Annotated in this window: 17 protein-coding genes; 10 read left to right on the plus strand and 7 right to left on the minus strand. The window is 69.1% G+C overall.

Annotated features, from left to right (window positions below):
* Together E3T25_RS17755 and E3T25_RS09940 are read right to left on the minus strand one after the other, a co-directional pair.
* Positions 1 to 1388, minus strand: a 1388-nt coding sequence (locus tag E3T25_RS17755) for an AAA family ATPase (protein WP_134373999.1), incomplete at its 3' end; no start/stop codon positions are given.
* Entirely contained in the window at positions 1385 to 2560 is a 1176-nt protein-coding gene (locus tag E3T25_RS09940) for an exonuclease SbcCD subunit D (RefSeq protein WP_104099259.1), read from the minus strand. The genes E3T25_RS17755 and E3T25_RS09940, both read right to left, overlap by 4 nt.
* 197 nt (positions 2561 to 2757) lie before the next feature.
* Here E3T25_RS09940 and E3T25_RS09945 point away from each other — a divergent pair, with 197 nt between their 5' ends.
* The 5 genes from E3T25_RS09945 (at position 2758) to E3T25_RS09965 (ending at position 8638) form a co-directional block, all read left to right on the plus strand.
* On the plus strand, positions 2758 to 3546 hold the full coding sequence (locus E3T25_RS09945; protein WP_104099255.1) for a DeoR/GlpR family DNA-binding transcription regulator: 789 nt from the start codon (positions 2758 to 2760) through the stop codon (positions 3544 to 3546).
* On the plus strand, positions 3543 to 4514 hold the full coding sequence (locus tag E3T25_RS09950; protein ID WP_134374001.1) for a 1-phosphofructokinase family hexose kinase: 972 nt from the start codon (positions 3543 to 3545) through the stop codon (positions 4512 to 4514). Before E3T25_RS09945 ends, E3T25_RS09950 begins: the two co-directional genes overlap by 4 nt.
* Positions 4511 to 6508, plus strand: a complete 1998-nt coding sequence (locus tag E3T25_RS09955; RefSeq protein WP_134374003.1) for a PTS fructose transporter subunit IIABC — start codon at positions 4511 to 4513, stop codon at positions 6506 to 6508. The genes E3T25_RS09950 and E3T25_RS09955 overlap by 4 nt, the downstream gene beginning before the upstream one ends.
* 91 nt (positions 6509 to 6599) lie before the next feature.
* Complete coding sequence (gene ptsP, locus E3T25_RS09960; protein WP_104099252.1) at positions 6600 to 8285, plus strand: phosphoenolpyruvate--protein phosphotransferase; 1686 nt, start codon at positions 6600 to 6602, stop codon at positions 8283 to 8285.
* A gap of 74 nt (positions 8286 to 8359) precedes the next feature.
* A complete protein-coding gene (locus E3T25_RS09965; protein WP_104099251.1) occupies positions 8360 to 8638 on the plus strand; it encodes an HPr family phosphocarrier protein in 279 nt (92 codons plus the stop codon).
* Between the two features lie 86 nt (positions 8639 to 8724).
* Here the strand turns inward: E3T25_RS09965 and E3T25_RS09970 are convergent, their stop codons facing one another.
* Positions 8725 to 12315, minus strand: coding sequence for a TM0106 family RecB-like putative nuclease (locus E3T25_RS09970; RefSeq protein WP_134374005.1), 3591 nt, complete (start codon positions 12313 to 12315; stop codon positions 8725 to 8727).
* Between the two features lie 269 nt (positions 12316 to 12584).
* Here E3T25_RS09970 and E3T25_RS09975 point away from each other — a divergent pair, with 269 nt between their 5' ends.
* Together E3T25_RS09975 and E3T25_RS09980 are read left to right on the plus strand one after the other, a co-directional pair.
* The gene (locus E3T25_RS09975; protein WP_174720110.1) at positions 12585 to 12848 is read left to right on the plus strand and encodes a hypothetical protein; all 264 of its coding nucleotides are present in this window, start codon (positions 12585 to 12587) and stop codon (positions 12846 to 12848) included.
* A gap of 2 nt (positions 12849 to 12850) precedes the next feature.
* Entirely contained in the window at positions 12851 to 13843 is a 993-nt protein-coding gene (locus E3T25_RS09980) for an FHA domain-containing protein (protein ID WP_174843936.1), read from the plus strand.
* Between the two features lie 633 nt (positions 13844 to 14476).
* Here the strand turns inward: E3T25_RS09980 and E3T25_RS09985 are convergent.
* Positions 14477 to 16156, minus strand: a complete 1680-nt coding sequence (locus E3T25_RS09985; RefSeq protein ID WP_241980778.1) for an MFS transporter — start codon at positions 16154 to 16156, stop codon at positions 14477 to 14479.
* Positions 16153 to 16977: a tryptophan-rich sensory protein gene (locus E3T25_RS09990; RefSeq protein ID WP_134374007.1), complete on the minus strand. Its 825-nt coding sequence runs from the start codon at positions 16975 to 16977 to the stop codon at positions 16153 to 16155. The genes E3T25_RS09985 and E3T25_RS09990 overlap by 4 nt, the downstream gene beginning before the upstream one ends.
* Positions 16978 to 17062: 85 nt before the next feature.
* On the opposite strand from E3T25_RS09990, the gene E3T25_RS09995 reads away from it, so the two are divergent.
* Entirely contained in the window at positions 17063 to 17449 is a 387-nt protein-coding gene (locus tag E3T25_RS09995; RefSeq protein WP_104099249.1) for a VOC family protein, read from the plus strand.
* Positions 17450 to 17474: 25 nt separating this feature from the next.
* Here E3T25_RS09995 and E3T25_RS10000 read toward each other — a convergent pair whose 3' ends face one another.
* A complete protein-coding gene (locus E3T25_RS10000) occupies positions 17475 to 18173 on the minus strand; it encodes an HAD-IA family hydrolase (RefSeq protein WP_104099248.1) in 699 nt (232 codons plus the stop codon).
* Positions 18174 to 18241: 68 nt separating this feature from the next.
* On the opposite strand from E3T25_RS10000, the gene E3T25_RS10005 reads away from it, so the two are divergent.
* Positions 18242 to 20404, plus strand: coding sequence for a S9 family peptidase (locus E3T25_RS10005; protein ID WP_134374009.1), 2163 nt, complete (start codon positions 18242 to 18244; stop codon positions 20402 to 20404).
* 199 nt (positions 20405 to 20603) lie between these two features.
* On the plus strand, positions 20604 to 23738 hold the full coding sequence (locus E3T25_RS10010) for a DEAD/DEAH box helicase (protein ID WP_134374011.1): 3135 nt from the start codon (positions 20604 to 20606) through the stop codon (positions 23736 to 23738).
* Here E3T25_RS10010 and E3T25_RS10015 read toward each other — a convergent pair.
* Positions 23735 to 24259, minus strand: coding sequence for a flavodoxin domain-containing protein (locus E3T25_RS10015; RefSeq protein WP_104193986.1), 525 nt, complete (start codon positions 24257 to 24259; stop codon positions 23735 to 23737). The two genes, E3T25_RS10010 and E3T25_RS10015, sit on opposite strands and share 4 nt — an antisense overlap.
* Between the last annotated feature and the right edge of the window lie 15 nt (positions 24260 to 24274).

Below are 24274 nucleotides of genomic sequence, written 5' to 3' on the forward strand. Positions count from 1 at the left end.
CCCTCGGCCGCCCGCAGCCGCTCCGCCTGGGCGCGCGCCTCGGGCTCGCTTGCCGCCGCCAGCGCGGCCGCCGCCAGGGCCTCGTCGACGTCATCCATCCGGTCCGGTAGCTCGTCCAGGAGCGCCTGGGTCTGCTCGACGGATGCCACGTGCAGGGCGAGCTCCTCCTGCAGCGTCACAATCTTGGCCTCGATGCCGGGCAGCAGCCGTTCGACGTCGAGAACGTCCTTCAACGATCCGAGCCGGCCCAGGAGATTCTCGATGACGGCCTTGAGGCTCTCAGTCGTTTCCACCAGACCTGGGTCGTCCTGGTACTCACGCCAGGCGCCGTGCGCGTACGATTCGCCGACCAGGGCACGTTCGAGCGCTTCCTCCGCCTCTCGACGCGTGCGGAGCGCCGGCCACACGCGGGACGCCCGGTTCGCGGCCAGCACGGCCGCCCGGTCGAGGGCGACCGCCACCTGCCGGGCCTCGAGAACGGCCAGGGCCGAGTGGGCTTCGTTGCGGCGGTCCTGCCGGCTGCGCAGGTCTTCCTGGGCCTGCACGTCGGCGGCGGCCAACTCCAGCGCCGACGTGGCCCGTTCGGCCCCCGCCGACGCCTCGGCCAGCAACTCGTCCAGCTCCGCCAGGGCGGCGTCGAACCAGGCCCGGTCGCGACTGCCGGGCGCGTCATCGGAGTCGTCGCCGGGCAGGTCTTCGCGCTGCAAGTGCCGGGACGCGGTGGCCGCCAGGCCGGCCAGGCGCTGGCGCACGGATTCCAGCCCATCATCGAGCGACTTGCGCCGGCTGATCAGCCCGAGTTCGAGCTGCTCGAACCGGGCGGTGCCGAAGAGGGTGCGCAGCACCCCTCGCCGGTCATCGGTCTTGGCCAGCAGGAACCGCTGGAACCGGTTCTGGGCCAGCAGGATCACCTGCAGAAACTGGTCCTGCTTGAGCGGCAGGATGCGGCTGAGCTCGTGCCCGACGTCGACCGGACGGGTCGCCACGCTGCGCCAGCCCTCAGGGGTGTCCCGGTCGTCGTGCAGGTCACGGATGTCGAGGCGCGCGTCGGGCGGTGACATGGTCGTACCCGGGCCACGCTTCTTGTTCTTCTCGTACCTGGGTGTGCGGTAGATGCGGTAGTCGTTCTCGTGCAGTGCGAATTCCAGCTCCACGAAAGTAGGGTCATCCGGTTCGCAGTGGTCACTGCGCAGCTGGGACTCCGTTCCCTCATAGCGCGGCACGCTGCCGTAGAGGGCGAAGCAGACGGCGTCGAGGATGCTGGACTTGCCGGCCCCGGTCTTGCCGGTGATCAGGAAGATTCCATCGGCATCGAAGCGCTCGAAGTCGATCACCTGTTCGTTCTTGTAGGGGCCGAATCCGGCGATCCGCAGGCGTTTGATCTTCATCGGCTCAGCTCCCTCAGGTCACCCTCGGTGAGGAGTTCCGCCACCAGGTCTCGTTCGAAATCGGATTGGCCGACCCCGTTGCGCACGAACTCGAGGAACCCGGCGACAATCTCGCGGTCACTCTGGCGGTCGATGCGCTCACCGTAGCTGACGGCATCCGAGTCGACGACGACAGCGGGCCGGTGCTCGAGCGTGACGCAGTGCGGGAATCGTTTCTGCAGGCGCCGGATGCCGTCGAGGGGACGCACCTGGTCGGTCAGGATTGCCGACACCCAGTCGGGCTCGAACTCGGCCAAAGCGTCATCGGTCAGGAGCTGTTCGATCTCGCCGGTGAGCACGCTGAGTCGCCGCGGGACCGGAAGCTCGATCCATTCGATGTCGGCGGCAGGGCCGGCCTGGAGCTCGACCAGCCAGCAGCCCCGCGGTTTGCCGGCCTCCGAGAAGGAGTAGTGCAGTGGTGCTCCCGAGTAGCGCACGCGGTCGGTGAGGTGGGCCCGCCCGTGGATGTGGCCGAGGGCGACGTAGTCCGGTCCTGTGAAGACCGACACGGGCACCAGATCGAGGCCGCCCGCGGTGATGTCCCGCACGGTATCGGTCGCCGCGGCCGCGGGCACTCCCGCCGCGAAGCAGTGGCTGAGCACCACCGATCGCCCGCCGCGCACGGCCAGGTCATCGCGGATGCGCTGCATCACGACGGTGAGCACCTGCTCGTGGGTCTTGAGCGGTTCGTCTGCCGGCCCGTGAAAAACGCTGAGGTGCCGGACCAGCGCCGGCTCCAGGTAGGGGATGCCATAGAAGTGCACGGGCCCGTGCTCGTCCGGCACGGTGACCGGTTCGAGGAACTGCTCCGGCCGGGTCAGCACATGGACGCCCGCGAGTGCGGCCCACTCCGCCTGGAAGCCGAGGCGGGTGGCGGAGTCGTGGTTGCCGCTGGTCATCACCACCGTGGCCCCTGCCTGCTTGATTTCCCGCAGCACCGCCGCGAGCAGCGTGTAGCTCTCGGCCGACGGCATGGCCGAGTCGAAGATGTCGCCGGCCACCGCCACCACGTCGATCCGGCGCTGCCGCACCACCTCCACCAGCGCATCCAGCACCTGATGCAGGGCATCCAGGGTCGAATGGGTGTGGAAGGTTCGCCCGATGTGCCAGTCGGAAGTGTGCAGGATCTTCATGATGCTCACGCTATCGCCGACGGCCGACACCCGGCGGCACCCGGCGGCGCCGGGCAGCACCGGGCAGCACCGGGCAGCACCGCGCAGCGGGTTCTTTGTTTGTCTTTGTTTTTCTTGACAAACAAAAACAAACACAGGTAAAGTTTTTGTATTCTACAAATTCGTGGTTTCGGCCACTCAGCGTCGAGGAGGTCGCCATGTTCGCCGAAGAACGTCAGGCCCTGATCGTCGATCTGGTCACCAGTTCGAACCGGGTCACGGTCAGCGATCTCGCCTCCCGCTTCGATGTCACCCCCGAAACGGTGCGCCGCGACCTCGACAGCCTCGAGGGCGCCCGCCAGCTGCGCCGGGTGCACGGCGGCGCGGTCGCGTTCGACCGGCAGAGCATGTCCGAGCTCAGCCTCGAAGAACGCCAGACGCAGCGGCAGGACGAGAAGCAGCGCATCGCCGCCGCCGCCCTCACCATGATTCCCTCGAGCCAGACCGGCTCCGTCCTGCTGGATGCCGGCACCACGACCGAGCTGCTCGCCGACCTCCTGCTCGACTGGACACCGGCAGCCCCCGGTGACGAACTCCTGGTCATCACCAACGCGGTGCCGATCGCCACGAAACTCGCCGGCAACGACGCCATCTCGTTGTATATCCTCGGCGGCCGCGTGCGCGGCCTCACCCGCGCCGTCGTCGGTCCCAGCACCATCGCCCAGCTCGATTCGTTGCGGCCCGACATCGCGTTCGTCGGCGCCAACGGCGTGCACGCCGAATTCGGTTTCAGCACTCCGGATGCCGTTGAATCCGCCGTGAAGACAGCCATCGTCCGTTCGGCCCGTCGTGTTGTCGCACTGGCCGATTCGTCCAAGCTCGACAAGGAAACCCTGATCCGCTTCGCGGCCCTGGGCGACATCGACGTGCTGATCGCGGACGCTCTCCCATCAGATGAACTTGCCGCAGCCCTGGCCGCGGCCGACGTTGAGGTTGTGATCGCGTGATCATCACGCTTACCCCGAATCCGAGCCTGGATCGCACCATCGAACTCCGCGCCCCGCTGGCCCGCGGCGAAGTTCAGCGCGCCGCTTCATCCCGCGAAGAACCGGGCGGCAAGGGCGTGAACATCGTTCGCGCCCTCGAGGCCTCGGACATCCTGAGCCTCGCCATTCTCCCCGGCGACGAGTTGGACCCCGTTCTGGTGGCCCTCCGGGCCGCGGGGGTGCCCCACCTCGGCATGCCGATCGGCGCCACACTCCGGAGCAACGTCGCGCTGACCGAGATCGACGGCACCACCACCAAGGTGAACGTGCCCGGACCGGTGCTGACCGCCGCGCAGCAGAGCGACCTGATCGAACTCGTGCTGGAGAAGGCGGAGGGTGCCAGCTGGCTCGTGCTGGCCGGATCGCTGCCGCCTGGAGTGCCCGTCGACTTCTACGCCGACATCACCAGGGAGCTCCGCAGCCGGTTCGGCGCGAGCGCCCCTCGGGTGGCCGTCGACTCGTCCGGCGCGCCCCTCGCCGCCGCCGTCACGGCCGGACCGGACCTGATCAAGCCCAACGCGGAAGAACTGGCCGAGCTCACCGGCATCCCCGACCCGGAGAGCCTCGAGGGCAATCCGGTGCTCGTGGCCCGCGCCGCCGAGCGTCTCGTCGCCACCGGAGTTGGCGCCGTGTTGGCCACCCTCGGTTCCCAGGGTGCCGTGCTGGTGACCGAAGACGGCGCCTGGCTCGCGAAAACGCCGCCGATCATCGCGCGCAGCACCGTCGGAGCCGGCGATTCATCCCTGGCCGGCTACCTGCTCAGCAGCATCGCCGGCGGCTCCGCCCCCGACTCTCTCCGCCAGGCCGCAGCCCACGGGGCCGCAGCCGCGTCCCTGCCCGGATCAACCGTTCCGTCACTGCACCAAACCAGACCGGGCGACGTCACCCTGACGTCGCTCAACACCCATCCAAAGGAGGATGTCCAGTGAGTGCACTGATCACCCCGGAGCTTGTCGCTCTGGATAAGAACCTCGGAGCCGCACCCTCGTGCGTAATCCGGCATCTTGCCGAGCTCGTCGTAGGCGCCGGCCGCGCCACCGAGATCGAGAGCCTCTACGCGGATGCCCTCGCTCGCGAAGCGAAGACGGCAACCGGCATCCCCGGCGGCCTGGCCATCCCGCATTGCCGTTCGGCAGCCGTTACCGAGCCGACGCTGGCGTTGGCCCGACTGACTTCGCCGGTCGACTTCGGCGCCGCCGATGGCCCCGCGGACCTCGTCTTCCTGATCGCCGCTCCCGAGGGCGCGGACCAGGAACACCTCAAGATCCTGGCCAAGCTCGCCCGCTCGCTGATGAAGGCCCCCTTCACCGCCGCGCTGCGCGCCGCGAAGACCCAGGCCGAAATCGTCGAACTGGTCACCAGCGTCGTCTCCCCGGCTCCCGTGGCCGCCGGCGGCGCCAACGTCGGAAGCACGCCCGCGGCATCCGCCGGTGTCAAGCGCATCGTCGCTGTGACCGCCTGCCCGACCGGCATCGCGCACACCTACATGGCTGCCGAATCGCTCGTTGCCGCGGCGAAGGCCGCCGGCGTCGACCTGCAGGTCGAAACCCAGGGCTCGGCCGGCCTCACGATGCTCGACCCGGCCGTCATCGCCGCGGCCGACGCGGTCATCTTCGCCGTCGACGTCGACGTTCGCGGTCGCGAGCGCTTCGCCGGTAAGCCCGTCATCCAGGTGCCCGTCAAACGCGGCATCGACGAACCGGCCAAGCTCATCCACGATGCCCTGGCCGCGGCCCAGAACCCTAACGCCCGCCGCGTCGGCGGCACCGTCGGTGCGGCCGAGGCCGAGGAGACCAGCGAGCACTTCGGCCAGAAGGTCAAGCGCGCCCTGCTCACCGGTGTCAGCTACATGATCCCGTTCGTCGCCGGTGGAGGTCTGCTGATCGCCCTCGGATTCCTCCTCGGAGGCTACGAGATCACCGAGGTCGCCGACACGGTCACCCTGGAGAACAACCTGTTCAACCTGCCGGAAGGCGGCATGCTGACCTATCTGGGAGCGGTCTTCTTCAAGATCGGCGCGCTGTCGATGGGCTTCCTGGTTCCGGCCCTGGCCGGCTACATCGCCTACGCGATCGCCGACCGTCCCGGAATCGCCCCCGGTTTCGTCGCCGGTGCCGTCGCCGGGTTCATGGGTGCCGGTTTCCTCGGCGGCATCGCCGGTGGTCTGCTGGCCGGTGTCGCAGCCGCCAGCTTCGCCAAGCTCGACGTGCCGCGCTGGCTGCGCAGCCTGATGCCCGTCGTCATCATCCCGCTGGTCGCGTCGATCGTCGCCTCGGGCCTGATGTTCCTGGTGCTCGGTGGCCCCATCGCGCTGCTGACCACCGCCCTGAACGAGTGGCTGTCCGGCATGACCGGCGCCTCCGCCATCCTGCTCGGCCTGATCCTGGGCCTCATGATGGGGTTCGACCTCGGCGGACCGGTCAACAAGGTTGCCTACGCCTTCGCCGTCGCCGGTCTCGGCACCGCAACCATGGCCAACCAGGCTCCGTGGCAGATCATGGCCGCGGTCATGGCCGCCGGCATGGTTCCGCCGCTCGCCATGGCCCTGGCCACGGTGCTCGACCGCCGACTGTTCACTGTCGCCGAGCGCGAAAACGGCAAGGCCGCCTGGCTGCTGGGTGCGTCGTTCATCTCCGAAGGCGCCATCCCGTTCGCTGCCGCAGACGTGCTCCGCGTGATCCCGGCCTCCATGGTGGGCGCCGGCGTGACCGGTGCTCTCTCGATGGCCTGGGGCGTCACCTCGAAGGCCCCGCACGGCGGAATGTTCGTCTTCTTCGCCATCGACAGCTTCGCGCTCTTCGCCCTGGCGATCGCGATCGGAACCGTCGTAACGGCCATCCTGGTGATCGCGCTGAAGCGATACGCTCGAAAGACACCGTTGGTCACCGCGGACGCAGCAGCGCCCGCCCTGGTCAACGCTTAACCGCACGTCGGCCGCTCCGAGAAATTCGGGGCGGCCGACGCGTAGCATCAATAGCGCAGTATTTCTGCTGCGCAAGAATAGAGGTTGTCCCGTGCAGAATTTCACTGGTGTAGGCGTAAGCCCCGGCCGGATCATCGGATCCGTTCGCCAGATGCCCAAACCGATCAGCGAACCCCCGGCAGGTGAACGCCTGGATGCGGCGACTACGCCCGAAGTCGCAACGGCAGAGCTGCGGACAGCCTCCAAGGTGGTGCAAACCGAGCTTCAGCGTCGCGCCGAAGCCGCCACGGGCGCCAGCAAGTCGGTTCTCGAAGCCACCGCGCTGATGGCCACCGACCCGATGCTGATAAAAGCTGCAGTGAAATTAATCGTTACCGGAACATCCGCCGAACGCGCGATCTGGGAGTCCGGCGCATCCGTCGCCGAGATGCTGCACAACCTCGGTGGCTACATGGCCGAGCGGGCCACGGATGTCCTCGACGTGCGGGCCCGGATCGTCGCCGAGCTGCGCGGCGTCACCGCCCCCGGCATCCCCCAGTCTGACGAGCCCTTCGTGCTCGTAGCCGAGGACCTCGCCCCGGCCGACACCGCCACCCTCGACCCGAACAAGATCCTCGCCCTGGTCACCAGCGGCGGCGGACCGCAGTCGCACACCGCGATCATCGCCCGCGCCCTCGGCCTGCCGGCCGTCGTCGCCGCCGCCGGCGTCGACGCCCTCACCGATGGCACCGAGGTCTACGTGGACGGCGCCGCCGGAACCCTCCAGGTTGACCCCGGCGACGACGAGCGCACCGCCGTCACGGCGTGGGAGCACGTCGCGGCCAGCCTGTCCGTGTTCGACGGCACCGGCACCACCGCCGACGGCCACCTCGTTCCGCTGTTGGCCAACGTGGGCGGGGCCGCTGACGCGGTCAAGGCCGCGGCCGCCGGCGCGGAGGGCGTCGGACTGCTCCGCACCGAGTTCTGCTTCCTCGAGCGCGACATCGAGCCCACCATCGATGAGCAGGTCGTGGCCTACCGCGGCGTGTTCGACGCGTTCCCCGGCAAGAAGGTCGTCGTGCGCACGCTCGACGCCGGCGCCGACAAGCCTCTGCCGTTCCTCACCGACAGCACGGAGCCCAACCCGTCGCTCGGCGTGCGCGGCTACCGCACCGACCTGACCAGCCCCGGCGTGCTCAAGCGCCAGCTCACAGCCATCGCCACCGCCGCGCAGGCCTCCTCCGCCGTGGTCTGGGTGATGGCTCCGATGATCGCCACAGTCGACGAGGCCGCCGACTTCGCCGCCATGTGCCGCGTCGCCGGGCTGAAGACCCCCGGCGTCATGGTGGAGGTTCCCTCCGCGGCGCTCCGCTCCGCGAGCATCCTGACCGAAGCCGAATTCGTCAGCCTCGGCACGAACGACCTCACCCAGTACACGATGGCCGCCGACCGTCAGCTCGGAACCCTCGCCGCGCTGAACTCGCCGTGGCAGCCCGCCGTGCTCCAGCTGATCCAGCTCACCGTCGCGGGGGCGATATACGAGGGCCACAACAAGCCCGTCGGCGTCTGCGGCGAAGCCGCCGCCGACCCGGTTCTCGCCGTCGTACTCGTCGGGCTGGGTGTCAACACCCTGTCCATGACGGCCCGGTCGATGTCCGCCGTGGGCGCCGTGCTGAAGTCCGTGACGCTCGAACGGGCGCAGGAACTTGCCCAGATCGCCGTTTCGGCCCGTAATTCGGACGAAGCGCGTACCCGCGTGCGCGCCGGATTGCCCATACTTGAAGAGCTGGGTCTCTAGCCGCTTCGGATTTACGTCGCATCGCATCATCGCCGGCGAGCCACCCCTTCGCCGGGCACCAATTAGGAGGAACCATGTCCGAACGTAAAGCCACCATCGCGAGCCGTGTCGGCCTGCACGCGCGCCCCGCATCCATCTTCGCGGCGGCCGTCGGCGATCTGACCCTCGAGGTCACCATCGCCCTCGAGGCCGACCCGGCCGAGGACGCGATGGATGCCTCGAGCATCCTGTCGCTGATGAGCCTGGGTGCCGCCAACGGCGACATCGTCGTGCTGCGCGCCGAGGGCGACGGAGCCGATGAGGCTCTCGAATCCCTCGTCAAGCTCCTCGAAACGGACCTCGACGCCGAGTAGCACCCCCGTCCGAAGGCACCCTCAGTCCGCGCGAATCATGCCGGAGTGAGGGTGCCTTTTCGTGGGTCAGGCTCCGACGCCGGAGGTCAGGCCCGGTCGGGCGTGACCAGGGTGATGAACGCGCTCAGCTGGGCCAGGCTCTCCACACTCGAGGGCAGGGTCTCGGTCAGGGCCGGCGAGTAGACCAGCCAGGCTGCCCACTGGGCACGGGAGATGGCCACGTTGAGCCGGTTTGCCAGGAGCAGGAACTCGAGGCCGCGCGGTACGTCCTCTGCCGCGGAGGCGGCAAGCGAGACCACGGCGACCGCCGCCTCCCGGCCCTGGAACTTGTCGACGGTGCCCACCGGCACGTCACCCAGGCCGGCCTGCACGAGGTGGCGGCGCAGCAGCTCGACCTGCGCGTTGTAGGGCGCCACGACGATCACGTCGCCCTGCGCCAGCGGTGCGCTCCGGCCACCGGATGTCCAGGGTCGGCCGAGCAGACCGGTCACCAGTGAGACCACGGCTTCGGCCTCCTCCACCGACGAGGTGGAGTTGAACCGGTGCGGCACGGGCACCGGGTGCAGGCCCGGCTCCACAGCCTCGAGTCGGCGATCGGAGGGGTGCGAGCGCAGCCGCCCCTCGTAGGACAGCGCCGACACCGGAGCGCAGATCCTCGGATGCATGCGCCAGCTGGTCTTCAGAAAGTAGCCGAATTCCGGCGGGAGCACCTGGTGTCCGTCGCTGAGCCAGCCCAGAGCCGAGCCGTCGACCGGTTCGGGGTGCGTGCCCTGGCTGACCTGCGGCAGCTGTTGCGGGTCGCCGAGCAGCAGCAGGCGTTCGGCCGCGACGGCTGCTGCGATGGTGCTGGCGAGGGAAAACTGGCCGGCCTCGTCGATCACGAGCAGGTCGAGGGAGCCCCGCGGCACCCGGTCGGCGTTGCTGAAGTCCCAGGCGGTGCCGCCGAGCACCCAGCCGCCGGACTGCCCGGTGAACCGGGCGAAGGTCTTGGTATCCAGGAGGGTCCACGGCACCGGCTTTTTCTCGTCGCCCTTTTTCGCTTTCTTCCCGACCTGGCCGGGCTCCAGCCCCGCCTCGATTCCGGCGGCGAGTACGGCCCGGAGCATGTTCTCGACCGCGGCGTGGGACTGCGCGACGACGCCGACGCGCCAGCCGTGCCGCACGACGAGGTCGGCGATCACCCTCGAGCCGACGAAGGTCTTGCCGGTTCCGGGCGGGCCCTGCACCGCGAGGTAGGACCGGTCGAGCACGAGCAGGGTGTCCCGGATGGCGGTGCGCACATCCCCCTCACCGTCGCCGTCGCCGGCACCATCGCCCTCGCCGTCGCCGTTCCCGGCACCGGCACCATCGCCGGGGCGCGCCGGTGGCTGCACCAGGGGCTGCGCCGGCCCACTTGCCCCGAGCAACCGGGGCGGGCGTCGGCGCAGCAGGTCGAAGGCCGCGTCCGGCAGCGGTTCCGGCCACCGGGAGAGCACGGCGCGGCCCCACTCCGAGATCGCGGTCACCTGGCTACCGGCTGGCGGCGGGGTGCCGGGGGTGAGGGCGATCGGCATTTCCCGGTGGGCGGGTGCATCGCGTTCGAGCACCTCCTCGACCAAATAGACCGACTCGTCGATCACGTCGATGATGGTCGCCCTGTTGTGCGCGGTGCGCGCTCCGGGGGCGTCGCTGCGGCTGATCGGCGGGTAGGGCAGGTCGTAGAGCAGGAACGGCTGCTGCCCGACCGTGAGCGAACTGCCCGGCGCGAGTGCCCCGGTCAGGCGCAGTACCCGGCGGTCGAGCGACTGGCGGCCTTCCCGGTGCCAGCCCAGGTGCAGGGCTGCTGTTTCGACGATGAGCACGTCCTTGGTGTCCGCCCAGTCGTCCACGGGCGCGCCCAGGCGACTGTAGTGGTCCCACCAGAACGATTTCTGCTCCCGCCGGTGGTAGTCGATCGCCGCCGAGGCGAGGGCGAGCGCGGTCTGGTCGGCGGTGCGCTCGGCCGGCGGAACGTCGGCAAGCAGCGCGGAGAGTTCCAGGTAGACCGGGTCCGGTTCCCGCACCGGCAGGGGCACGCCCGCCAGGGTCGCCGGCGACGCTGCGGTGGCGCCCGGCTGCTCGGCGGCGCGGGCCAGCAGCCAGTCGCGCAGGCGCAGGGTGGAGCGGCAGTCGTACGCGTTGTAGCGGGCGATGTCCGTGAGAATCTGCTCTGCGGCATCCGTCTGTCCGGCGGCCAACAGGGTGCGCGAGCGCACGTATTCGGTGATCGAGTCGGCGGCGTTGGCCACGCCCTCGCGTTCCTCGTGCCCCATGTAGAGCGGTTCGAGCTTCTTGAGCGAGTAGCTGCGGCTGCCGATGCGCAAGCCCTGCCGCACGATCGGGTAGAGGTCAACGAGCACATTCCGGCGCAATAGGTCGTCGACCGCTTCTTCGCCGACCCCGTGCCGGGCGGCAAGGCCGAGCAGGTGGGTGCGCTCGTAGGGGGCGTAGTGGTAGATGTGGAGCCCCGGATGCCGCGAACGGCGCTCCCGCACATACGCCAGGAAGTCGATCAGGGCCTGACGTTCCTCGGCGTGGTCGTGCGCCCAGAAGGTGCGGAAGGTATCGTCCGGCAGGACCAGACCGAACAGATAGTCCAGCCCCCACTGTCCGTTGCCGGCCTCCTGGTAGAGCGGGTCACCCTCGAAGTCGAAGAAGATGTCCCCCGCATCGGGTGCGGGCAGCGCCGCGAGGGCGGCCGGGTTGATGATCTCCCAGTTCAGTGGCCGGCCGGGGGCTCGGGGGGCGATCTGCAGCCGGGCCTGCCCCTGCAGGGTCGCCAGCGTGGCGTCTGACAAACCGGGGACGGGCTCGCGCCGCGCGGCGAGGTCGTCGATGGAGCGGACGCCCGCGGAGCGCAGCCGGGCGCGCTGGCTGAGCCGCAGGTTCGCGACCAGGAGCACGTCCCGGTGCTGCTGCACCTGCTCCTCGCACAGGTCACAGCGGCCGCAGGCGGCGTAGCGAGGGTCACCCCACGGGGTGGGTGCAGGGTCGGCGAGGCGTTCGTCGACCAGCCGCTCGAGGCGGGCGCGCCGGGCGCGGTAGACCGGCAGGATGTCCTGCAACCGGTGCGAGCTCGTGCGGCCGTCGCCGAGCAGAAGGTGCACGTTCTCCCCCGTCGGGATGCCCATCCGCTGCAACTGGTCGCTATACGCCGCCAACTGCAGCAGCGCCGTGATCTTCGCCGAGCGTGCCAGCTTCGTGTCGTAGACCTCGTAGGTCGCGGCATGGTCTGCGGGGTCGGCGGGGTCGGCGGGGTCGGAATGGTCGGCGGGGTCGCTCGGGTCGCCGCTCCCGGTGCGGATGATGAAGTCCGCGTAGCCCAGGAATCGCCCGTCGAAGAACGCAGCCTGGAACACCACCTCGGCCCCTGCGCGCAGGGCCGCCTCGCTCATTTCAACGGCGGAACCGATGTCGGCGAGGTCGCCACGTTCGATCTCGACGACGGTGCGGGCCGCGCGCAGCTGTTCGAGCATCCGCAGTTCGTGGGCGTCGCCCAGCGCGGCGGTGCGCTGGAGCATGGCGTCAGCGGCTGCCGGGGCGGCGTCGATGCGTCCCAGTTTCGCGTCGAGTCGGCGCAACAGTGCCCACTCGCACGCGGCCGCGGCGCTGAGGTCGCTCGCCGAGTAGACAACGGTGGCAGGGTCTGGCAGGAACACGTCGATCTCCTCTTTGCGCACGCACAACCACACCGGAAGCGCTGGTCACGGTGGTTTCGAGGCTAGCCGACACCACCGACCAGAACAGGGGGTGCCGCGCCCTTCCCCCTGCAGCCGTGCTCAACTAGGGTTGGCCTACACGCGGCAGACGAGGTTTTTGATGGCTGTCCGCGCGGCGGTTCACTGTTGATCCGATTCTGGCCGATTGCGGGCCCGATGTGCGACGACCGAGTGCCGTATCCCTGCAACCAAGCGAGAAGGAACACACCGTGACTGACAGCCAGAACCCCGTACCCACTGCCAACGCCACCGGCCCCGACGCCCACAACATCAAGGACTGGACCGACCTCGGCAAGGAGATGTGGTCCTACCTGACCGGCAAGAGCGCCGCCATCAACTACAGCTTCATCGACATGACGGTGGAGGTGCCGCGCGACATCGGCCCCGACGCCCCCCGTGCCACTTGGAAGCTGAACGGCACACTGCGGGTCACCACGAGCGAGGGTTCAGGCACCGAACCGCTCACCAAGTAGTCATGAGCCCCACCACCCGCCTGGACATCGACCTGGAGTTCTCCCTCGCGGAGCCGGGCACACCGGGCGACACCACGGAGGCGACCGGCGCCGAGCAGATGGGCGGAACCATCACGGCCAGCGGCCTCGACGTCGAGATCTTCTCCAGCAAGCCCGAGATGTTCGTGCGCACCAGCACGATGAAGCTGAAGGAGCTCCGCGGCCTGGCCGGCGACCTGGCCGAGCGCGGCCTGACCGTCTCCGTGTCCGGCCCCGACGGCCTGATCATCCGGCTGGGAGCCGTCAAGGCACCCGTCATCCAGCGGCTGCTGACCGGTTCGTCGCACATTACGCTCGGCAGCCGGGCCGCGCTGGTTCCGCTCCTGCGGCGGCGCAGTGCCGCACCGGAGGCGGGCCTGACCCTGCCGTTGCCGCCGGCCACCCTGTTGCCGTTGGTGCCGACCTTCGACCGGCGCATCCGTCGCCGGGTGACCACGACGCACTACACACCGGGGGCAGGCCGGCCCCGGCTGGTTTTTGTGATCGGCTCGAAGAACTGGAACGGTCAGATGCCGCGCGAGTTCGATCTGCTGCCGACGGTCACCACCATCGGTTCGGCCCCGGATGCCGACCTGCAGCTGGCCGGTCTGCAACCGTTCCATGCCGAAATCCGCCACGACGACAACGACGAGTATATTCTGTATCCGCTCGGCGACGTTTCCGGCGGAGCCAAGCGGAATTACCGGCCGGACGAGAACGACGGGCAGGTCCTGCGCACCGGCGCCCGGATCGAAATGGGTCCGTGGCGCATGGCCTACTTCCGTGAGGAGTATGCCGACCACGGCCGCCCCCACGGCGGTCGCGTGGGCGGGGAACTGTCCGTGCAAAAGCCGCAACCGAGCCGCCGCGCAGCCCGGTTGGAGCGCGAGGCCAACGCCGCCGGTGCCGGCACCACGAACGGCGGCACCGAGCCGATGACCGCGCGGCCGGGGCCGGTGGACGACTCCGAGATCTAGGGTCAGGTCCGGGTCGGCAGATCCTGGCTGCGCCACTCGCGGCGCACGCTGTGGAAGCCGGCACACGGTAGAACGTGTGCCGGCTTCTCTAGTATAAATCGCGACGGATTCCGCCGAGCCCTGCGCCGCCCTGCGCCGCGCGGCGCTGCCCCACGCTGCCCTGCCCTGCCCTGCCCTGCCCTGCCCTGCCCTGAACCAATTCGACGGAGATTCTGAGGAAAACGCGGGTTTACGGGCTGTTTGGAATGGTTGTGGGCAAAATCTCCGTCGAATTCGTTCGGGATTCGCGGTGGAGCACGGGGTGGCGGGTGGGGTGACGCACGGGGTCGCGCACGGGGTCGCGGGTGGATGCAGAGCGCACCCGTGCGGCTGCAAATCCGGCCGGTGTTGTGGCCAACTCAGGAGATCCGTCCGGCCGGGACGGACATCCGCACCGGTTCCGCACTGGTCCGTGGGAGCCGGGCAATGCGGGCGACGGATGTCCTGCGTTGGCCACACGCACAGGCTCGGCCGGGCCTGACCCGCTGCAGGTCTCCTGCGTTGGCCACACGCGCAGGCTCGGCCAGGACTGACCCGCGGCGGAGCCCGGGATCCCCACACCCGCGAAACCCCCTGGCCCTCAGGTACACGCAGCTAGACGGGCTCCCCAGCGGTCTCGGCCGCCGGGATGCTCTGGCCGGGGACGGCATCCTCGCGGCGCGACTCCGCGTGTGGCGCGGTGCCGGAAAGCCGCAGCGTCGCCAGGAAGCCGAGCACGAGGAACCCGGCTGCGGCGTACGCCGAGTAGCGGGTGCCGTCGCTGAACGCCTCGCGGGCGGCATCCGCCAGCTCGGGGCTCTGCTCCTCGAACGACGGGATCACCGAGCCCGCACTGTCGACGACCGCGTCGACGATCTGACTCCGGGTCTCGGCAGTCAGCCCGGGCACCTCGGCCAGCTTCGCATCGAGCGACGTACCGACCGTAGTGAACAGCACGGTGCCCAGCACCGCGATGCCGAGCGCCGAGCCGATCTGCCGGGCGGTGCTGGACGTGCCGGAGCCTTGGCCGCTCTGCGCCACCGGCACATCCTTGAGCACGACGCCGGTGAGCTGGGCGGTGGCCAGCCCCACGCCGATGCCGTAGACGAACAGGAACGGCACCACGACGAGCCAGGTGGACTCGGCCGTGATGACCAGGCCGAGGCCGGCGACGCCGATGATCTCGGCGACGATCCCGAACCGCACGATCGTCTCGGGTGAGATCTTGTTGCCGAACGCCCCGGACACCCCGCTGGCCACGAACGAGCCCAGCGCGAGGGCGAGCAGCACGAATCCGGTCTGCAGGGCGTCGTAGCCGAGCACATTCTGCAGCCAGAGCGGCAGTGACAGGATGATGCCGAACTCACCGAGGGAGACGATCATGGCCGCGATGTTGCCGTTTCGGAACGACGGGATCGAGAACAAGGAGAAGGCGAGCAGGGTGGTCTTGCCGGCCCGCTGGCGGTAGAGCCCCCAGTAGATGAAGGCCACGCCGGACACGACGGTGATCAGGAACACAAATGGAATAATCGACAGCGAGTACGGCCAGGTCCAGTCTCCCGCAACCGGCGCTTTGTCGGTGAGCCACCAGCCGTAGGTGCGTCCCTCGATCAGCCCGAAGACGAGCGACGCGCTGGTGATCACCGAGAGCACGGCGCCGACGACGTCGATGCGGCGCGGCTCGCCGGCATCCTTCGATTCGAGCACGAAGACCAGTACGCCGACGACGATGACGATGCCCAGTGGCACGTTGATGCCGAATGCCCAGCGCCAGGAGAAGGAGGTGGTGAGCCAGCCGCCGAGCAGGGGGCCGACGGCCACCATGCCGCCGATGGTCGAGCCCCAGATCGCGAACGCGATGCCCCGGTCACGGCCGCGGAACGTGGCGTTGATGATCGAGAGCGTGGTGGGCAGCACCATCGCACCGCCGACGCCCTGGATCAGCCGACCCAGGATCAGGAGTTCGCCCGTCTGCGCGAGCGCCGCGAAGACGGATGATGTGGCGAAGACGATTACGCCGAGAATCAGGATGCGCCGTCGACCGAACCGGTCGGCAAGCGTTCCGAAAACCAGCAGCAGGGCCGCGAAAACCAGGGTGTAGCTCTCCTGCACCCACTGCACCTGGGTCGAGGTGATCGCCAGGTCGTCGACGATCGAGGGGATGGCCACGTTGATGATCGTGGAATCGACGATGATCAGGGCGACGGCGACGCTGATGAAGACGAGACCGGCCCAGCGCCGGCGCGCCGAGGTGACGCCCGCCGGGATGACAGGCAGGGTGGCCGAATCGCTCACGCGGTGACCGATCGGGACGTGGCGGATGTGGCGGACGTGACGGACCTGGAGGTGCGCACGCGCACGGTGATGGTGACGATCAGGATGGCGGCCACGGCGACGATCGCCGCGATCGCCGTGGGAGTGGAGAGCAGGGTGCCGGCCAGCCGGGCCACGGCCACCCAGCCGAGGCCCCAGCACAGCGACGCGGCCGGGGCGAGGCGGCCGTGGCCGTAGATCGCGAGGACTACGCCGACCAGCCCGGCGACGCCGATGACCAGCACCGCCCACAGGTCCGCGCCGAGGCCGAAGCCTTCGAAGCCGGAGGCGACGAGCACCGCGGTGACGTTGGCGGCGGTGGCGATGGCCACCCAGCCGAGGTACAGGCCCACGGTGCCGTCGGCGACGATCGTCTCAATCAGGTTTTTGGGCCGGGTGCGGAGCGTGAGCTGGAACGCCCGGATCAGCACGACCAGCAGAAGCACGATCACGGGCACACTGAGCCAGAGCAGGTCGAACTGGATGCTCAGGATCCAGGCGGCGTTCAGCACGAGCGACGCTGCGATCGGGTAGCCCAGGGCGCGTTGGCGGTCATCCGTTCTCTGCGCCGGCAGGAGCTGCCACAGGGCGTAGGCGATGAGGCCGAGGTAGATCGCGGTCCAGATGCCGAAGGCCGGCCCGTCGGGGGCGATCGGGGTGGCGTCGGCGGCGAGCGCTCCGCCTGACGCGTTCTGGATCGGGGTTCCGCCGGCGGCGCCGGACCCGATGAACGATCCGACGACGGCCAGGATCACGCTCGCCAGCACCACCGTTTGACGCAGTGGATCGCTGCTCTTATTCATCTCGGTCTCCCAACAATCTGCCACCTTAATAGTCGACGGTTTCATCCTGACCTCTTCCGCCCCCTGGAGTATGCGAAACTGCCGCATGCGCATCAACGGAGTGCACCACATCGCCATTATCGCCAGCGACTACGACGTGTCCAAGGCCTTCTACCTCGACGTTCTCGGCTGCACGCTCGAAGCGGAATACTTCCGGGCCGCGCGCCGGTCGTGGATGGGCAAGCTTGCCCTGAACGGCCACTACCTGATCGAACTGTTCTCTTTTTCCGACACCCCGCCCCGGAAGAGCGGCCCGGAAGCGCTCGGACTGCGCCACCTCGCGTTCGAGGTCGACGACGTACCGGCCGCGCGCGACGAGCTGATCGGCAAGCACGTCGAGGTTGAGGAACTGAGGGTGGACCCGAACACCGGCAAAGCGATGTTCTTCTTCCGCGACCCCGACGGGCTGCCGCTGGAAATCTACGAGCGCTGAGTCCGGACGCTATTGCTCCGGGCTGCTACTGCTCGGTCACCAGGTGGAAGACCACTCCGTCATCCTGCACGGACACGCGCAGGCGGTCGAGACCGGAGACCACCAGGTCGGCCTCCAGGTCGGCGGCCCGATGGGTGCCGACGACGCCGATCGTGGCGCAGCCGGCGGCGCGGGCGGCGGCAAGGCCGGCTGGGGCATCCTCGACTACGACGCAGCGGGCCGGGTCGACGCCGAGGCGTTCGGCAGCCAGCAGGAACGGCTCGGGGAACGGCTTGCCGCGGCTGGTGTCGTCGATGGTCACCACCGTGAGCGGCGCGGGGAAGCCGGCGGCGTCCAGGCGCACCAGGCACAGCTGCCGGGCACAGGACGTGACGATCGCCCGGCGGGCCTCGGGGATGCTCGCCATGAGTTCCGCCGCGCCGGCCAAAATCCTGACGCCATCCGTGTCGGCCAGTTCGAACTCGGTCAGCCGGGTGACGGATGTCTCGACCAGCTCCTCCGCCACCAGGGTCGCGATCATCTGACGCGCCGGCACCCCATGCTCGGGGCCGGTGAACGACGGGCCGAGGCCGACCTCGGCACCCCAGCGCAGCCAGGACCGGGTGACCGCCTGAGTGGAGTCGACCAGGGTGCCGTCCATGTCGAAGAGCACCGCCTGGAAGACCTGCCCCTGCAGGGCCTCCTCCCGGGAGGTTTCGAGCGGGGCGATTCCGGGCTGCGTCATTGTGGTTCCATTCGTCTCTGGGCTGGTACCCCTCAAGTCTGCGCCCTCACGGAACTACGCTATGACTCATGACCACTCCTCCCCGCGCGGTGCAGAAGCCACAGCAGCGCAGTTTCCATGACGACGTGTTCACCGACAATTACGAGTGGCTGCGCGACAAGGACAGCCCCGAGGTGATCGCGCACCTCGAAGCCGAGAACACCTTCACGGATGCCCGCACCGCCCACCTGGCCCTGCTGCAGGAGCAGGTCTTCGAGGAGATCAGGGGCCGCACCCAGGAGACCGACCTCAGCGTTCCGGTGCGACAGGGCCACTGGTGGTACTACACCCGCACGGTGGAGGGGAAGGAATACGGCATCCACTGCCGTGCGCCGATCTCCGCGCCGGACGACTGGACCCCGCCGGTGCTTCCCGAGCAGATCCCCGAACAGACCAGCGGGCAGGCGAGCGGGACCGCCGGTCTCCCGGGCGAGCAGATCGTGCTCGACGACAACGCCGAGGCAGCCGGCCACGAGTTCTACTCGCTCGGCAGCACCGACGTGAGCGGCGACGAGAACCGGCTGCTCTACGCCGTCGACACCGAGGGCGACGAGCGGTACACCCTGCGCGTGCGCGACATCGCGACCGGCGAGAATCTCGCGGACGAGATCCCGAACACCGGCGAGGGTGCACTGTTCGACCCGAGCGGCCGCTACATCTTCTATACGACCGTGGACGACGCCTGGCGGCCCGACACCGTGTGGCGACACGAGGTGGGAACCGCGGTCGCCGCCGACATGTCGGTCTTCCACGAACCCGACGAGCGCTTCTGGGTGGGCATCGGCCTCACCCGCAGCCGCAGGTTCCTGCTGATCGAGGCCGGCTCGAGCGTGACCACCGAGACCCGGCTGCTCGACGCTGCCGACCCGACCGGCGAGTTCGCCCTGGTGTGGCCGCGGCTGGACGGCGTCGAGTACGACGTGGAGCACGCCGTGCTGAACGGCCAGGACCGCCTGCTGATCGTGCACAACCACCACGCGGTCAACTTCGAGCTGGTCAGCGTCTCCGTCGCCGACCCGCGGGGTGAGAAACGGATTCTGCTGCCCCACGATACGGCCGTGCGCCTCGAGAGCGTCGACGCATTCCGCGACTTCGTGGTGGCCGAATACCGGCGGGACGGACTCACCCGCGTTGCCGTGAGCGCCGAGGCAGCCGACGAGGAACTCGATTTCATCGAGCTCGGCTTCGAGGAACCGCTGTACTCCGTGGGCACTTCGGCCAATCCCGAGTGGGACACGCCGACCATCCGTCTCGATTACACCAGCTTCGTCACGCCGTCGACGGTCTACGACCACGTGGTCGCCACCGGCGAGCGCCGGCTGCGGAAGCAGCAGCCCGTGCTCGGCCGCTACGACCCGACCCTGTTCGAGCAGCGCCGCGAGTGGGCTACCGCCGCCGACGGCACGCGCATCCCGATCTCCCTCGTCTACCGGCGTGACCTCGTCGCTCCGGGAACTCCCGCCCCGACCCTGCTCTACGGCTACGGCTCCTACGAGATCAGCATTGACCCGTCGTTCAGCATCGCCCGGCTCAGCCTGCTCGACCGCGGCATGATCTTCGCGATCGCCCACGTGCGCGGCGGCGGCGAGCTGGGTCGACTCTGGTACGAGAACGGCAAGAAGCTGCACAAGCGCAACAGCTTCACGGACTTCATCGACAGCGCCCGGCACCTGATCGACCAGGGCTACACCAGTCCCGACCGGCTCGTCGCCGAGGGCCGCAGCGCCGGCGGCCTGCTGATGGGCGCCGTGGCGAACCTGGCCCCGGAACTGTTCGCGGGCATCCTCGCCGGGGTGCCGTTCGTGGACGCGCTGACGTCGATCCTGGACCCGTCGCTTCCGCTGACCGTGATCGAGTGGGACGAGTGGGGCGACCCGCTGCACGACCCTGAGGTGTACGCCTATATGCGCGGCTACTCCCCCGTGGAGAACGTGCGCGACACGCACTACCCGCGGATACTCGCCGTGACCAGTCTCAACGACACCCGAGTGCTCTACGTCGAGCCGGCCAAGTGGGTGGCCCGGCTGCGCGAGGTGGGAGCGGATGTTCTGCTGAAGACCGAGATGTCGGCCGGCCATGGTGGGGTGTCCGGCCGGTACAGCCGCTGGCGTGAAACGGCGTTCGACTTCGCCTGGATCATCGATGCCGCCAGGGCGCATCCGTCGAGGGAAGCGGCGGTCATCGCGGTGTAGCTGAGTGAGTCTCAGCCAGGGCCCGAGCCCCGAGCCCGAGGCCTGGCGACATCTCCGACCCGAACGAATTCGACGGAGATTCTGCCCAAAACACCCCCAAACAGCCCGCATAAGCAGTTTTCCGGCAAAATCTCCGTCGAATTGGTTCAACCGCGGACACTGCGCTCCGACCGCGCTGCCCACATGAGAGCATGGAGCCATGTCTGATGCCGGGTCTCCCCCGGCGCGGGCGGACTGGAAGCGGATCGCGGGACCCGTGCCCGGCGAACCGGGTGGGACCACCGATCCGCCCGTTCCGATGGGCCTCCTATTCGAGCTGCGAGAGCAGACGCCCCGCACGAACGACCGCTGGCGTGGTGCGACGGCCCGGCCGGTCACGAACGTGCGCCCCGGGCAGGGCGAGATCCGGCTCGGGGTGCGCCCGGTCATCCGAAGCGCCCGTGGCAACTGGGTACGCACGGACGTGGCGTGGAACCAACTGGGCTTCCACCGCAACCGCCTCAACCTCAACCGCGAGCACCACCGCTGGCTGAGCCAGATCCTGGCCCTGCACCGGGCCGTGCGCGGCGTCTACACCAGCCAGGAGACGGACTGGATCTACCTCGACGACTTCGTCAGCCCGCTGCTCTGGACCCTCTTCGACGAGGCCGAGACCCTGGGGCTGCGTCTCGTGGGCAGCACGAAGGATGCCACGGTCAGCGTGGGCCGCGCGGCCCACGTGAGCCTCGACGCAAGCCGGAACGCCGCCGGCGCGTTCAGCAACACAGGCGCCGCCGGCACCCAGGGTCTGCTCCTGACCACCCGGCTCCTATTTGACGGCACCCCGCATCCCCCCGAGCATTCCGGGGCGATCGGCGGCCACGGGATCTACGGCTATGCCCTCGGGCCGCGCCCGGTGTTCACCCTGGCCCCGACCGTCGACGGTCCGCTCACCGCCGAGCAGCGCCGGCTGCTCGGTGCGCCCGGCACGGTTCTCGTGCCTGCCGACGAGACGGCCGAGTTCCTGAGCGACTTCTATCCGGCGCTGCGGCGCACCCTGCCGGTGATCAGCACGGATGGCTCCGTGCGCTTCCCCGAGGCCGACCCACCTCTGCTCGTGCTCACCGCCTGGTTCCGGCCGAGGCAGGCGCTGGAGCTGGCCTGGCATTGGGAGTACCGCGAGGGTTCCCTGCTGAAGAAGCTGCCCGTGCTGTCGTCCACGTCCACGTCCACGTCCACGTCCACGCCCACGCCCACGTCTCCCTCGAACGGAAGCCGCGACGAGCCCACCGAACGGGTCATCCACGAGCGGGCCAGGCGTCTCCTCGAGGAGGCCGGCCGCCCCGACGCAGGCCCGGCCGCGACATCCCTCACCCTGCGCGGCATCGATGCGGCCGAGGTGGCCGAACGTGCGCTCCCGCGGCTGGAAGCGCTGCCCGGCGTGCGCGTGGACATCCGCGGCACCCGGCCCGACTACCGCGAACTGACCGAGACTCCTGAGCTCACAATCAGCACGGTCGAGACGGACCAGCGGGACTGGTTCGACCTGGGCGTGATCGTCACGATCAATGGTCGGAGCGTGCCGTTCGGCCCGCTGTTTAAAGCTTTGGCGAAGAGGCAGGCGAAGCTCCTGCTGGTCGACAACAGCTACCTGTCGCTGCGGCAGCCGGCTTTCGAGCGCCTGCACGAACTGATCACCGAGGCCCGCGCCCTGCAGGAATGGGACACCGGCCTGCGCATCAGCCGCTACCAGGCTGCCCTCTGGAGCGACTTCGAGGACCTCGCCGACGACACCGAGCAGGCCGTGGCGTGGCGGGCGGCCGTGTCCGGGCTGATCGGCTTGTCCAAGGGCGCCGACGACGCCGAGCACGCCCCGCACGCCCCGCTGCCGGCCGCCGTGCACGCCACCCTGCGCCCATACCAGGCGCAGGGCTTCACCTGGCTGACCTTCCTCTGGCAGCACCAGCTGGGCGGAATCCTCGCCGACGACATGGGCCTCGGCAAGACGCTGCAGACGCTCGCACTCCTGGCGCACGCGACCGCGCAGCCGGCCGAGCAGGCCCACCCAGCCGGGCACGCCCACCCGGCCGATTCGGCCCAGCGGCGGCCGTTCCTGGTCGTCGCCCCGACATCCGTCGTCGCCACCTGGCGCTCCGAGGCCGCCCGCTTCACGCCCGGCCTCGACGTTCGGGTGATCACAGCCACCGAGGCGGCCGACGGCATCCCGCTGACGGATGCCGCGGCCGGCGCCGACGTCGTCGTCACCTCCTACACGCTGTTCCGTCTCGACTTCGAGGCCTACCAGGCGCATGGCTGGGCCGGGCTGATCCTGGACGAGGCTCAATTCCTGAAGAATCGTGCCACCCGGGTGCACCTGTGCGCCCGCGACCTGACGACGCCGTTCAAGCTCGCGCTCACGGGCACGCCGATGGAGAACAGCCTGCTCGAGCTGCATGCCCTGTTCGCGATCGTGGCACCGGGCCTGTTCCCCTCCCTTCGGCGGTTCACGGAGGAGTATGTGCGCCCGATCGACCGCGGCGACACCCCCGAGTTGCTCACGCGGCTGCGCCGGCGCATCCGCCCACTGTTGCTGCGTCGCACCAAGGCGGTCGTCGCGCCCGAGCTGCCGCCCAAACAGGAGCAGGTGCTTGAGATCGAGCTGAACCCCCGGCACCGCGCGCTCTACGACACGTTCCTGCAGCGGGAACGGCAGAAGCTGTTCGGCCTGATCGACGACCTCGACAAAAACCGGTTCATCGTGTTCCGCTCGCTGACCCTGCTGCGGCTGCTCAGCCTGGACCCGTCCCTGGTCGACGAGAAGTACGCCGGAGTGTCGTCCAGCAAACTCGACGCCCTCTTCGAACAGCTGGACGACGTCGTCGCCGAAGGTCACCGCGCGCTCGTCTTCAGCCAGTTCACGTCGTTCCTGAAGAAGGCGGCCGCGCGGCTCGAGGCCCGGGGCATCCCCTACTGCTACCTCGACGGGTCCACCCTGCGCCGCTCCGAGGTGATCGACCGGTTCAAGACCGGCAGTGAGCCGGTGTTCCTGATCAGTCTGAAGGCCGGCGGGTTCGGCCTTACCCTGACCGAGGCGGACTACGTCTTCCTGCTCGACCCGTGGTGGAACCCGGCCACCGAGACGCAGGCCATCGACCGCACCCACCGCATCGGCCAGACGAAGAACGTGATGGTCTACCGAATGGTCGCCACCGGCACCATCGAGGAGAAGGTCATGGCCCTGCAGAAACAGAAGGCCGAGCTCTTCGACCAGGTGCTGGGCGACGCCCCAGCGGATGCGCCGGGGTTCAGTGGGAACCTCACGGCCGACGACATCCGCAGCCTGCTGGAGAGTTAGACGGACAGCTCCCGGGCGATCTCCGCCGCCCATTCGTCGATCGCGACCCAGTTGCGGAAGTCGCCCTCGGGCAGCAGCTCGCGCCCACTCGGGATGCGCCGCACAAGTTTGTCCCGGCGGCCGAGCACGGTCGGGTCGAGCGCACCGAAGAACACCCGCATTCCGCGCGGCTGGAGCGACTGGCCGAACTCCTCGAACTGCTTCGGCTCACTCTCCTTGAGCAGATCTCGCCCCTGGGCGTCCTTCCCCGCGGTGCCGAGCGGCCCGCTGCTGAACAGCCAAACCGGATGCGCCGTGATCAGTTCCTGGTGGCGCCGCACGAACTCCGTCGCGTCCTTGCGCCACGACCCCATGTAGGCGGAACTGCCGATCACAAAGGCGTCGTACTCGTCCACCTGGTCAACGGATGCGACCGGCCGGGCCACGGCATCCTGCCCGGCCTCCCGCAGTTTGCGGGCGATGCGCTCGGCGATTCCCTCGGTGGCTCCGTACTTGCTCGAAAACCCCACCAGTGTCGTCATGATTGCCTCCAGCTC

Origin of the sequence: Cryobacterium sandaracinum (genome assembly GCF_004403415.1) — a bacterium.
Classification (GTDB): domain Bacteria; phylum Actinomycetota; class Actinomycetes; order Actinomycetales; family Microbacteriaceae; genus Cryobacterium; species Cryobacterium sandaracinum.

Bases quoted from the DNA above. Each gene is read 5' to 3' on its own strand.
- E3T25_RS09940 (WP_104099259.1), bottom strand. From the start codon at position 2,560: ATGAAGATCCTGCACACTTCCGACTGGCACATCGGGCGAACCTTCCAC.
- E3T25_RS09945 (WP_104099255.1), top strand. From the start codon at position 2,758: ATGTTCGCCGAAGAACGTCAGGCCCTGATCGTCGATCTGGTCACCAGT.
- E3T25_RS09965 (WP_104099251.1), top strand. From the start codon at position 8,360: ATGTCCGAACGTAAAGCCACCATCGCGAGCCGTGTCGGCCTGCACGCG.
- E3T25_RS09980 (WP_174843936.1), top strand. From the start codon at position 12,851: ATGAGCCCCACCACCCGCCTGGACATCGACCTGGAGTTCTCCCTCGCG.
- E3T25_RS09990 (WP_134374007.1), bottom strand. From the start codon at position 16,977: ATGAATAAGAGCAGCGATCCACTGCGTCAAACGGTGGTGCTGGCGAGC.
- E3T25_RS09995 (WP_104099249.1), top strand. From the start codon at position 17,063: ATGCGCATCAACGGAGTGCACCACATCGCCATTATCGCCAGCGACTAC.
- E3T25_RS10000 (WP_104099248.1), bottom strand. From the start codon at position 18,173: ATGACGCAGCCCGGAATCGCCCCGCTCGAAACCTCCCGGGAGGAGGCC.
- E3T25_RS10005 (WP_134374009.1), top strand. From the start codon at position 18,242: ATGACCACTCCTCCCCGCGCGGTGCAGAAGCCACAGCAGCGCAGTTTC.
- E3T25_RS10010 (WP_134374011.1), top strand. From the start codon at position 20,604: ATGTCTGATGCCGGGTCTCCCCCGGCGCGGGCGGACTGGAAGCGGATC.
- E3T25_RS10015 (WP_104193986.1), bottom strand. From the start codon at position 24,259: ATGACGACACTGGTGGGGTTTTCGAGCAAGTACGGAGCCACCGAGGGA.